Below are 10,502 nucleotides of genomic sequence, written 5' to 3'. Positions count from 1 at the left end.
GCCGCGCTCGCGCACCGCCTGCCGCGCCAGCGCCCGGCGTTCGTCGCGGCGGGCGTTCCAGCGGGCGCGGTCCCAGATCTGGAAGCGCGAACCGAGGCCGACGATGACCACGTCCTCGCCGAGTCCGGCGTCCTGGCACAGATGTTCCGGCAGGGTGATGCGGCCGCCGCCGTCATAGGCCAGCGGGCGCTGGCCGGCGTAGAAGGTCTCTTCCAGCGCCGTGCGCACGTCGTCGCCGAACGGCAGCTCCTCGATCATCGAGACGTATTCGGCCATCAGCTTGTCGCCGCCGGCCTCGAGGCAATCGGACTCGATCGAGAAGAAGCAGAAGACGCCGTGCTCGGCCCCGTTGTCGGCCGTGCGGAACTCCTGCGGGATCAGCAGTCGGCGCTTGCCGTCCAGTTGTTTCTCGTAGGTCGAGAGAAACACGCCCTGCCCCAACTCGGACCCTTCGATCCGCCCCTCTGCGTCTGGAGCGCATTCACGCGCCCGCTCATCCCCAACTCAGACGTATGGGATAGCATGGGATGAAATGGGTCTCAATGGGATTAGTTGACGGAAGTTAACCTCGGCCGTCGCCCCGAACGCTGTAGATTTCAGAACATACACAGAACATCTAAGTATTACACAGGCTGTGGATGAATGTTGCGATGCAACAGGTTAACGGCCAAGCCATGCATCGGGGGCCCCAAGCAGCGAGCGCCCGCGGCGCGAGCGGTAGGCCCTACAAGAAGGAAAAGGTCAGACGGCCTGTAAGCCGGGTTCTGTTCCGTCCGGAGACGGCGACGATCATTCCTCTGGACCGGCCATCGCTGACCGGTTCTCGCGACCTACCCGGACGCCTCGGGCGGTGAACCCTGCGGCCGAAACCGCGCGACGTCCCTATTCGGTCTTGCTCCAGGCGGGGCTTGCCATGCCGTCCCTGTTGCCAGGCACGCGGTGGGCTCTTACCCCACCCTTTCACCCTTACCGGCCTCGCGAGGCCGGAGGTTTGCTTTCTGTGGCGCTATCCCTCGGGTCGCCCCGGGCGGAAATTATCCGCCGCCTTTTCACCGTGGAGCCCGGACTTTCCTCGACGGGAGCAAGCCCCCGCCGCGACCGCCCGGCCGTCTGACGGGGGACAGATGGGCCGTATGGGGGTTGAGGTCAACGTTCTCCCTCCCCCGAAGCGGGGAGGGAGAATGCCGTCGCTAGTTCAGCACCCCGGTCACGCTCTCCGCGGTCGCCAGCTGCAGCACCCCCATCAGGGTGGCGCGCGTTTCGCCGTCGGCGACGCCGTCCACGTGCGCCGGCCGCCAATGGCGCTGGAAGGCCTCGACGGTCAGGCGGGTCTCGTCGTCATAGTCGCCGCCGGGCGGCAGGCCGTAGCCGAGCCGGTGCAGGCCGGCGCGCAGGACGACGACGCCCAGCCCCTCGTCGCCGACGGCCAGAGGCGCGCCGAGGGCGTCGATCCGCTCGGGCGCGGGCTCGAACCACAGGCCATGGCCGAGCGAGGCCAGCCGTTTCCACGGAAAGCGTTCGCCGGGGTCCTGCTTGCGGTCCGGGGCCAGGTCGGAATGGGCGATGATGCGGGCGTCGGGAATGGTCCAGCGGGTGCGGATGTCGCTGATCAGGCTGATCACCGCATCGATCTGGGCCCCGGGGAAGTCGCGGTAGCCGAACTCGTGGCCCGGATTGACGATCTCGATGCCGATCGAGGCGGCGTTGCAGTCGGTCTCGCCCTGCCAGGAGCCGCGGCCGGCGTGCCAGGCGCGGCGTTCCTCGGCCACCAGCCGCAGGATCGTTCCGTCCTCGTCGACGACATAGTGGGCCGAGACCTTCGCCTCGGGATCGCGCAGGCGGGCGATCGCCTCGTCGGCCGCGGGCATGCCGGTGTAGTGCAGCACCAGCATGTCGGGCGGACCCCGTCGCTGGTCGAAATTGGGCGACGGCGCGTCCCGGACGACCAGCATCTAGCGGCCCGGACGCTCCCAGCCGTAAGCCACCCAGGTCCCGTCGACCTTGCGGGCCTCGATCACGTCGTCGCCGCGCCGGCGGCGGACCGACAGGGTCCGCCGGGTGCGCAGGGCGAGTCCGGCGAGGAAGACCAGGGCCCCCGCGAACAGCGCGATCACGGCCACGGCGGCGGCGGTGAACACCGCCAGAACTGCGCCGACCGCCATGGCGGCCAAGGTAGCGACCAGTCCGCCCAGCCACATCACGGACGCCACGAACCCATTGGCGGGTCGGCGGGCGGAAGGGCCGGAGCCGAAGATCAGGCGGTCGGACTGGGTCATGGCTTCACCTCTGTAGCGTTGCGAACAACGCTCAACTCCGAATGTCGGTCCATCAAGGTGAACGGTCAATGACCGGCCGCCTCACAGGCGAGTGTCCGATTGTCGCTGTTCAGTACGGCTGATCGGCCAGCACCGTGGCGCCCGAGGCCCGCGCCCGCTCGGCCTGAAGCCGGCGCACGGCGGCCTCGGCCTCCGGATCGTCCATGATCCCGCCGATGCCGATCAGGACCCGCGCCGCCTCGCCCGAAACCCCGAACATGTCGGACAGGGCCGCGAACGGGGACTTCGATTCCGGATAGCGTTTGAAACGGACGGACTCGTCGGTGGGAATCTCGGCCAGCTGACGGGCCTTGGCGATGGCCTCCTCCAGGCCGCCCAACTGGTCCACCAGGCCGAGGGCCTTGGCCTGGGCGCCGGTCCAGACGCGTCCGCGGGCGATCTCGCGCACCCGGGCGGGCGGCAGGCTCCGGCCGCGGGCGACGCGGGCGATGAACTCCTCGTAGGTGCGGTCGATGGAGGCCGCGAAGGCGGTGCGGTCGGCGGCGTCGAACGGCTCGGACGGCGAGAAGGCGTCGGCGTATCCGCCGCCGACGGTGAGGTTGCGCATGTCGATGCCGAAGCGCCCGAGCGCGTCGGCCAGCACCAGCTTGCCACCGTACACGCCGATCGAGCCGGTCAGGGTCGAGGGCTGGGCCACGATCCAGTTGGCTTCCGAACTGATCCAGTAACCGCCGGACGCGGCATAGTCGCCCATCGACACGACCACCGGCTTGCCGGCCGCCTTGGCCGCGCGGACCGCGGCCAGAATCTGCTCCGACGCGTCCGGCGAGCCGCCGGGCGACGAAACGCGGAACACGATGGCCTTCACCGAGTCGTCCTCGATGGCGTCATAGATGGCCTCGGCGAGATCATCGGACATGATCGAGGAGCCGCCGCCGAACGGATCGGCGTTGCCGCCGGTGCCGGTCATGATGGCCCCTTCGCCGCCGACGATGGCGATGGCGTTGCGGCCCGAACCGGCGCGCTCGCCCTTGGACGAAGCGTAATCGCCGAACTCCAGGATGCTGGCGCCCCGGCCGGCGCGACGCTTCGCCTCGGCTTCGGCTTCCTCGACCTGGCCGACCTTGTCGATCAGGCGGCGTTGCAGCGCCTGGGCCGAGGTGTGCGGGCCCGCCTCGATGGTCGCGCGCAGCGCCTGCGGCGTCACCTTGCGGTCCTGCGCCGCATTGGCCAGGGCCGAGGTGTAGATGGAGGTCATCCACGCCGCCATCGCCTCGCGGTGGGCCGGAGTGTAGTCGCTCTCGGTGAGCTCATTGACGGCGTTCTTGTATTCGTAGCGCTGCTCGAACTCGGCGTTGACGCCGTATTTCTCGAAGGCGCGACCGAGGAAGATCGACTCGGTCGAGAAGCCCGTCAGCTGGAAGCTGGAGGTGTTCTGCATCCACAGTTCCGAGGCCGAGGCCCCGATCATGTAGCTGGAGACGGCGGCGCCGACCGGCTGGAAGCCCTGGGCGTGGGCGATGACGACCTTGCCGGAACGGCGGAAGCGGCGCACGGCCTGGCGGATTTCGTCGGCGGCGGCAGGCGTGATGCCGGCTTCCGGCAGCCGGATCAGCAGCGCCTTGACCCGGCCGTCGTCCTCGGCCTGGGCCAGGGTGTCGACGATCTGCAGGGTGGACAGGCCGCCCCCGCCGAACATGGCGAACGGATTGGTCGGCGCCTGATCGGTCACGCCCTCGCGCAGGTCCAGTTCGAGCACGGTGTTCGAGGGGGTCGGCGCTTTGGACGACGCCGATCCGACCGCGATCGTGATCAGCACGACCGGCACGATGACGAAGAACAGCACCAGGCCGGCGAACACGCCGAGCATCGTCAGGAAGAACTGCTTCATGGAGAGGGTCGGGGTCCGGGCGCGGGCCGGGCTTTGGCCACCCCGGACCATAGGGCCACATGATTTGCCGTCAAATGAACGTCCCGTAACGGGCGAATGCGTCGCAAGCCGGATGGTGCGCCGCAACAGAGATGATTGATGACGGGGTCGCTTGTCCCTATATCAGCCTCCTGCGAGCGGGGGCCGATCGCCCCGCGTCATCCCGGACCGCACTCCCCATGCTGGTCACACTGATGAAGTCCAAGCTGCACCGCGCCACGGTGACCCAGGCCGACCTCGATTACGAAGGCTCGATCGCCATCGACGCCGACCTGCTGGACGCCGCGGGGATCTTTCCGCACGAGCAGGTCGATGTGTTGAACATCACCAACGGCCAGCGCTTCACCACCTACGCCATCGAGGCCCCGCGCGGCTCGAAGGTCATCGGCGTCAACGGCGCCGCCGCCCGCCTGGTGCAGAAGCACGACAAGGTCATCGTCGTGACCTACGGCCAGCTGCCGGAAGAGGAAGCGCGCCAGTGGTCGCCGACCGTGGTGCTGCTGGACGACAATAACGAGATCAAGCGCGCGGCTTGACGCGGCCCTCGGGCGGGCCTTCCTTGCGGGACGGAGGCGTCAAATGGCCCGCAGCATTCCATGGATCAAATGGCTTCTGTACGGCCTCTACGCCGTCGCGGGAGCGATCAGCCTGCTGGTGGCGACCCCGGCGGGCCTCGACCTGCTGGGTCAGTCGGTGGACCAGCTGACCTTTCTCCCCGCCCGCGTGCTGACCCTGCCGTGGAGCCTGGCCCTGCTGGTCTATGACGACGGAGCCGTCACCGCCCTGGCGATCCTGGGCGTCGGCTACATCCTCAATCTCGGCGTCGGCATGGTGCTGGTTCGGTCGGAGTGACGGCGACAGCAGACGGCCCCTCCCGCGTCGCGGAAGGGGCCGGTTGGATGTTGTGATCAGGACCTACCGCTCGAGATCATACACCCCGGTGATGTCGATCCGCACCGTCAGCTGACCGGCGGCCACCGGCGTCGCGCCGGAGTCCATGGCCATTTCGGCGCGGGCGTACATCGGCTGGGGCGGCTGGGGCGAATAGCCGCCGCCCTCGGTCAGCGAGCGAATGCCGCCCAGCGGCACGCCCAGGGCCTGGGCGTAGAGGGCCGCCTTGGCCTGCAGGTTGCGCACGGCGATCTGGCGGGCCTGATTTTCGGCCGAGGTGGGGTCCTTGAGGCCGAAACCGATGCCGTCGATCTGGTTGACCCCGGCCGCGACCACGGCGTCGGCGGTCGTGCCGACGGCGTCGAGGTCGTTGATGATCACCGTCACCCGATTGTTGGCCTGGTAGCCGCGCAGGCGCGGCGGCTCGTTCTGGACGTAGTCATATTGGGCCGACAGGTTCAGGCCCGAGGTCTGGACGTCGCGCTCGGCGATGCCGGCGCGGCGCAGGGCGGCCATGACCTGGTTCATGCGCGCGGCGTTCTGGCTCATGGCCTCGGCGGCCGTGGCGGCCTCGGTGACCACGCCGAAACTGATCGTCGCCATGTCCGGCGCGGTCTTGACCTCGCCATAGGCCGACAGGTTCAGCGACGGGCGCTCGGTCACCGCCTGGATGGTCAGCGGGGCGCCCCCGCCGGGCTGGCTCTGGGCGAAGGCGGCCGGGGCCGCGAAGGCGACGGCGGCCGCGGCGAGCAGGCTGCCGCTCACCAGCAGGATACGGTTGGAGAGCGCCGGCGCGGTGGCGGTATTGGCCTTGGGGGCGGCGGGGCGGTTCATGAGGTCATCTCCTGATGCGGGCGGTCCGTCTGGTGTGGGCGCGGACCATGGCGCCACCTTGGCCGTTTGTCCCTGAACCAACGCATGACCCCGGCCGGCAGGTTCCGTTCATCGGCGCGAAAACAGCGACGCTCCGGCGTCGAAACCATGGCGCTTGGCAAGCCGCCGCGCCGCCTGCTAGGCCACGCAAGGCCGCCACGGAGGGCGCGTAGCTCAATGGTTAGAGCCGACCGCTCATAACGGTCTGGTTGGGGGTTCGAGTCCCTCCGCGCCTACCGCCGCCAGCCCCCGCCCCGGCTCCAGCGATCCTCGCCCCGATAGCGGCCGTCCTGGATGTAACGCCCGTCGCGGTCGTACCAGCCTTCGCCGCGCTGATAGCGGTCGTAGCCGTCGAGCGTGTAGCCGTCGTCGTAGTATTCGATTCCGAGCAGGCCGTCCTCGTCGTCCCACCAGTCGCGCGGATACGAGCCGAAGGCGCACTCCCAGCCCTCGCCCGGCCGCCAGTAGGGCTCGTAACGGCCGCGGTAGCGGTCGCGGAACTGGGGCCGGCAGACGTATTGCGAATAGACGATGTTGCCGCGCGCCTGAACATTGGCGCGGTCCTCGGCGTAGATCACCTCGCGGACGCCCGAGAAGACGTTGTTGACGATCACCGCGCTGCCCGAGGCGGCGGCGACGCCGACCGTCGCGGCGCGGATGCGGCTGCTCTCAAGCCGCAGTTCACCGTTGTAGAGCACCACGCCCTTGTCCGAGCGGCCGACGCGGCTGTTCTTGATGTCGACCGAGGCCCCCTCGATCGCCACGCCCTCGACGTAACCGAGGATGGCGGTGTTCTCGATCTCGACCCGGCCGTAGTCGCGGCCCGAGCGCACGATGACGCCGATCGAGCGCGGCCCGAAGGCGTTCGGCGCATTGGTCCCCTTCAGGGTGGTCGAAACGATGCGCGAGGTCTGGCCGGCGCCGGGGATCAGCTCCATCCCGGACTGGGCCCCGGCCACCACGACCTCCCAGGCGTCGAGCACGGCCCCGTCGGCGACGATCGCCGGAGCGATGGTCTGGGCCTCGATGATGGTGTCGCGCAGATACAGCAGGCCGCCGTCGGCGTAGATCGCCGCCTCGTCCCCGGCGTGGCGGAAACCGACGCGGTTCATGATGATCTCGGCGCCGTAGCCGACCACGCAGGCGGCGTCGCCGGCGCGCGGCGAGGCGAACACCAGGTCGCGAATCTCGACGCGCACGCCTTGGGCCACCGTGATGCAGGGCAGGCCGTCGGGAGCCTGCAGGGTCGGATTGCCGGTGCGCGCCCAGTCGCGTGGATCGAAGCCGCTTTCGCCGATGATGGTCAGGGGCTTGTCGATGTTCAGCCAGCCGACGCAGGCGCCGGCGCGGGCCCGAATCACCAGGGTGCCGCCTGGCCGCACCCGGCGCACGGCGTCCTCGACCGCGCCGGTCCCCGGATTGCCGCCGCAGTCGACCAGCACGATCTCCTCGCCGCCGGGGCGGTGGGACGGATAGTCGGGCCGCCAGTCGGGCCGGTGGCGGCGATAGTCGTAGCGCCGGTGCTGCGAGCCGCGATTGCGATAGCTGCGCGTCGGCGGATCCAGCAGCAGGCCGAAATTCGGTCGGGTCTGGCTCTCGACCTTGGCGGCGACCTGGGCGTGGGCGGCGGGGCCCTGCGACAGCGCGACGCCGGCGACGGCGGCCGCGATCACGGCGACGCCGGCGACCGTGCCGCGGATCCGACCGAAGGGGAAACGGGTCGACATGGGTCCACGCCCTCCTTAACGGCGCTGCTGCGAACGGGAAACCTGGGCCAGCACGGCCTGCAGGCGGGCGGCCGATGGCCCGAAGCCGGACAGCGCCGAGTCGATGCGCAGGGCCACGGCCTGGGCCTTGTCCTGATCCGCCACCCCCGAGACGCCGAGCGCGAAATAGCTCGACATGGCGAATTTGGCCTCGGGGCTGCCCTGGCGAGCGGCCTCGTCGAACCATTTGAAGGCGCGGGCGTAGTCGGCCGGCAGGCCGATGCCCTCGGCGTACATCACCGCCAGCACCAACTGCGCCTCCGACGAGCCGTTGACGGCGGCCAGCTGGATGGCCCGGACCCGCTCCAGATAGGACAGCCGGCTCTCCATCGGATGGCCCAGCATGGCCTCCAGGGTCTCGATCTGTCGTTTGGACAGGTCCTCGGGCCGCGTCGCCGCCGTCTCGGTGATGCCGAGGTAGCGCAGGGCGCGGCCGACATGGATGAACGGCAGTTCCGTTCCCATCCGGGTCAGGGCGTATTCATAGGCGTCGCCGCGCGGACGGCTCTCGTCCGAGAAGGGCACGCCCGAGGCGGGCGCCTCGTTGGGATAGAATTCGAACGGCGGCGTCCACTGCCGGGCCTTGGCCTCGACGAAGCGGCTGTACTGGTCGCGGCTGGGGGCGGACTTTTCGAAATCCTTCATCAGCACATAGGCGCCGACATCGCCGGTCTGCACCGCGAGGTAGTTGTACAGATAGGCGTCGACGTCGTTGCGGGGGAACAGGCTCGTCGCTGACAGATACCCCCGGCGGCGGCGATTTCGGCTGTCGGATGCGCCGCCGCCGTTGTCGCCCCAGGCCTCGCGCGCCTCGCGATTGTCCTCGGGCTCGCCGAACGGGCCGTAGAGGCCGTCATGCAGCCGGGCCAGGGTGCGATACCCCTCCGCATCCTGGGTCGACAGGATGTAGACGACGCGGTCGCGCACCGACTCCTGCTCTTCCCGCGTCATCTGACCCAGCTGGCGGTCCAGCCGCTGGTAGGCCATGTGGCGCTCGAAGGCCCGGCAGTCGTCGTATTTGGACAGCGGCCGCCAGCCGCCGAAGCCGCCGCGGTCGACCCGGTTGATCGGGGCGTAGCCCTCGTCATTGGCCAGCGCCATGGCGTACCAGGTGGCGCTCTCGATCGGGTCCTCGATATTCTTGTCGGTGGCGCGGATGGCGGCGTAGCGCGATCCCAGCTCCAGCTGGGCGAAGAAGTCGCCCCGGAAGGCGGCTCGGCGCAGCGCCCGCAGTCCGGTCTCCTGGGCGTTGAATTCCGAGCCGCTCAGCGAGGCGGGGCGCGGGCAGGCGTTCGAACCGGCATCAGCGCGCTGCCAGAAGCGAATGCCGCCGCTCCCATCGCCGCAGGACGCCATACCCAGGGCGGTCAAGGCCAGCACGCCCGCGATCGCGGCGATGGCGACGGGGCCGCGAGACCGGTCGGACCGGCCGTGGTCGGTCTTGTTCGCCTCGCCCTCGCCCATAAGTCCTCGCACTACTGGAGCGGGCGTCCGCCTGGCTCACCCGTTAAGCTTTGCGTGACCGGGACAGTCCGGTCCAGTTAACTGTCTGTCAAGGTTAACGCTGTTTTGCGACAAAGCGTTGCCGCAGCTCGGCCATTTTGTGGCGAGCCAAAAGTTGTCCACCGGAATCAGCAACTTGCGATTCCCCTCTCAGGCGAAAAGCGGGGCTCTCGCCTCGCCGGGCCGCGGCGCCTATATGGCTGTCCTCGCCTGGAGCCCTGCCTGATGTCCTACGTCGCCCGCGACGATCGCCCCGCCGACAAGGCCGCCCGCTACGCCGAGGTCGAGGCGGAAATTCTCGCCGTGCTGGACGGGGAGCCGAACCTGACGGCGCGCATGGCGACGGTGTCGTCCATGCTGGCCGACGCCTTTCCGACCTTCTTCTGGACCGGCTTCTACGTCGTCGATCCCGACAAGCCAGGCGAGCTGGTGGTCGGGCCCTACCAGGGCACGCTGGGCTGCCTCCGCATTCCCTTCGGCCGCGGCGTATGCGGCGCCGCCGCCCGCGACCGGGCGACCCAGGTGGTCGAGGACGTTCATGCCTTCCCGGGCCATATCGCCTGCGACAGCCGCTCGGCCAGCGAGATCGTCGTGCCGGTGATCGACGGAGCCGGAAACCTGATCGCCGTTTTCGACATCGACGCGACCGAGACCGCCGCATTTGACGCCGTCGACGCCCAGGCCCTTGAACGTCTGATGGCGAAGGTGTTCGGCTAGGTCGAGCCGACGCCCCCGAACTGCAATCCCGAGCCTATGGAGCCGCCCATGTCCGATCGTGTCATCGCCGTCACCGGAGGTCACGGCGTCCTGGGGCGGGCGGTTGTCGAAGCCGCTGTGGCCGACGGGCTGCGGGTGGCGGTGATCGACCACGCCACCGGCCGCGAAACGCCCGAAGGCGTGCTGGAACTCGGCGGCGTCGACCTCACCGACAGCGGGGCGGCGGAGCGGGCCATGGCGGCGGTGGTCGAGCGCTTCGGCCGGCTGGACGCCCTGCTCAATATCGCCGGCGGCTTCATCTGGCAGACGGTCGACGACGCCGAGCCCGCCTGGGACCGGATGTTCGCCCTGAACGTGACCACCGCCCTGAACGCCAGTCGCGCCGCCCTGCCCCATCTGAAACGTTCGGACGAGGGCCGAATCGTCAACGTCGGCGCCAACGGGGCCCTGAAGAGCGCGGCGGGCATGGGCGCCTACGCGGCCTCCAAGTCCGGGGTCCACCGCCTGACCGAGAGCCTGGCCGAGGAGCTCAAGACCAGCTCCGTG

General features: G+C 69.4%; 11 protein-coding genes, 1 tRNA gene and 1 other RNA gene. 5 read left to right on the top strand and 8 right to left on the bottom strand.

Going from position 1 to position 10,502, the window contains the following annotated elements; all coding sequences use genetic code 11:
* The 5 genes from RDU12_RS07255 to sppA all read right to left on the bottom strand — a co-directional run.
* A partial coding sequence (locus RDU12_RS07255; protein ID WP_308684349.1) for a division/cell wall cluster transcriptional repressor MraZ occupies positions 1 to 429 on the bottom strand: 429 nt, incomplete at its 3' end.
* Between the two features lie 308 nt (positions 430 to 737).
* Positions 738 to 1,114: RNase P RNA component class A (gene rnpB / locus RDU12_RS07250), an RNA gene on the bottom strand.
* A gap of 76 nt (positions 1,115 to 1,190) precedes the next feature.
* Positions 1,191 to 1,952, bottom strand: a complete 762-nt coding sequence (locus tag RDU12_RS07245; RefSeq protein WP_308684348.1) for an N-acetylmuramoyl-L-alanine amidase — start codon at positions 1,950 to 1,952, stop codon at positions 1,191 to 1,193.
* Positions 1,953 to 2,276 (bottom strand): hypothetical protein, encoded by a 324-nt coding sequence (locus RDU12_RS07240; RefSeq protein WP_300290821.1) that lies wholly within the window; start codon positions 2,274 to 2,276, stop codon positions 1,953 to 1,955.
* Positions 2,277 to 2,385: 109 nt separating this feature from the next.
* Entirely contained in the window at positions 2,386 to 4,167 is a 1,782-nt protein-coding gene (gene sppA, locus RDU12_RS07235) for a signal peptide peptidase SppA (RefSeq protein WP_300290823.1), read from the bottom strand.
* A gap of 218 nt (positions 4,168 to 4,385) precedes the next feature.
* Between sppA and panD the strand changes: the two genes are divergently transcribed.
* The gene (gene panD / locus RDU12_RS07230; RefSeq protein WP_300290825.1) at positions 4,386 to 4,742 is read left to right on the top strand and encodes an aspartate 1-decarboxylase; all 357 of its coding nucleotides are present in this window, start codon (positions 4,386 to 4,388) and stop codon (positions 4,740 to 4,742) included.
* A 43-nt stretch (positions 4,743 to 4,785) separates the two neighbouring features.
* Positions 4,786 to 5,058 (top strand): hypothetical protein, encoded by a 273-nt coding sequence (locus RDU12_RS07225; protein ID WP_300290827.1) that lies wholly within the window; start codon positions 4,786 to 4,788, stop codon positions 5,056 to 5,058.
* A 63-nt stretch (positions 5,059 to 5,121) separates the two neighbouring features.
* Here RDU12_RS07225 and RDU12_RS07220 read toward each other — a convergent pair whose 3' ends face one another.
* A complete protein-coding gene (locus tag RDU12_RS07220) occupies positions 5,122 to 5,931 on the bottom strand; it encodes an SIMPL domain-containing protein (RefSeq protein WP_300290829.1) in 810 nt (269 codons plus the stop codon).
* 202 nt (positions 5,932 to 6,133) lie between these two features.
* Between RDU12_RS07220 and RDU12_RS07215 the strand changes: the two genes are divergently transcribed.
* Positions 6,134 to 6,206, top strand: a tRNA-Ile gene (locus RDU12_RS07215).
* Here the strand turns inward: RDU12_RS07215 and RDU12_RS07210 are convergent.
* The gene (locus RDU12_RS07210) at positions 6,204 to 7,697 is read right to left on the bottom strand and encodes a hypothetical protein (RefSeq protein ID WP_308684347.1); all 1,494 of its coding nucleotides are present in this window, start codon (positions 7,695 to 7,697) and stop codon (positions 6,204 to 6,206) included. The genes RDU12_RS07215 and RDU12_RS07210 overlap by 3 nt on opposite strands.
* Positions 7,698 to 7,712: 15 nt before the next feature.
* The gene (locus tag RDU12_RS07205) at positions 7,713 to 9,212 is read right to left on the bottom strand and encodes a tetratricopeptide repeat protein (protein ID WP_374990196.1); all 1,500 of its coding nucleotides are present in this window, start codon (positions 9,210 to 9,212) and stop codon (positions 7,713 to 7,715) included.
* A 252-nt stretch (positions 9,213 to 9,464) separates the two neighbouring features.
* On the opposite strand from RDU12_RS07205, the gene RDU12_RS07200 reads away from it, so the two are divergent.
* Both RDU12_RS07200 and RDU12_RS07195 read left to right on the top strand, forming a co-directional pair.
* Positions 9,465 to 9,956, top strand: a complete 492-nt coding sequence (locus RDU12_RS07200) for a GAF domain-containing protein (RefSeq protein WP_300292328.1) — start codon at positions 9,465 to 9,467, stop codon at positions 9,954 to 9,956.
* Positions 9,957 to 10,004: 48 nt separating this feature from the next.
* Positions 10,005 to 10,502: SDR family NAD(P)-dependent oxidoreductase (locus tag RDU12_RS07195; protein ID WP_308684346.1), on the top strand; the 498-nt coding region annotated here is incomplete at its 3' end.

It is taken from the genome of Brevundimonas sp. (assembly GCF_031082345.1).
Taxonomy (GTDB): domain Bacteria; phylum Pseudomonadota; class Alphaproteobacteria; order Caulobacterales; family Caulobacteraceae; genus Brevundimonas.
Note: the sequence above shows the minus strand (reverse complement) of the source record. Positions and strands in the feature narration are given on the sequence as shown.

Bases quoted from the DNA above. Each gene is read 5' to 3' on its own strand.
- RDU12_RS07245 (WP_308684348.1), bottom strand. From the start codon at position 1,952: ATGCTGGTCGTCCGGGACGCGCCGTCGCCCAATTTCGACCAGCGACGG.
- RDU12_RS07240 (WP_300290821.1), bottom strand. From the start codon at position 2,276: ATGACCCAGTCCGACCGCCTGATCTTCGGCTCCGGCCCTTCCGCCCGC.
- sppA (WP_300290823.1), bottom strand. From the start codon at position 4,167: ATGAAGCAGTTCTTCCTGACGATGCTCGGCGTGTTCGCCGGCCTGGTG.
- panD (WP_300290825.1), top strand. From the start codon at position 4,386: ATGCTGGTCACACTGATGAAGTCCAAGCTGCACCGCGCCACGGTGACC.
- RDU12_RS07225 (WP_300290827.1), top strand. From the start codon at position 4,786: ATGGCCCGCAGCATTCCATGGATCAAATGGCTTCTGTACGGCCTCTAC.
- RDU12_RS07220 (WP_300290829.1), bottom strand. From the start codon at position 5,931: ATGAACCGCCCCGCCGCCCCCAAGGCCAATACCGCCACCGCGCCGGCG.
- RDU12_RS07210 (WP_308684347.1), bottom strand. From the start codon at position 7,697: ATGTCGACCCGTTTCCCCTTCGGTCGGATCCGCGGCACGGTCGCCGGC.
- RDU12_RS07200 (WP_300292328.1), top strand. From the start codon at position 9,465: ATGTCCTACGTCGCCCGCGACGATCGCCCCGCCGACAAGGCCGCCCGC.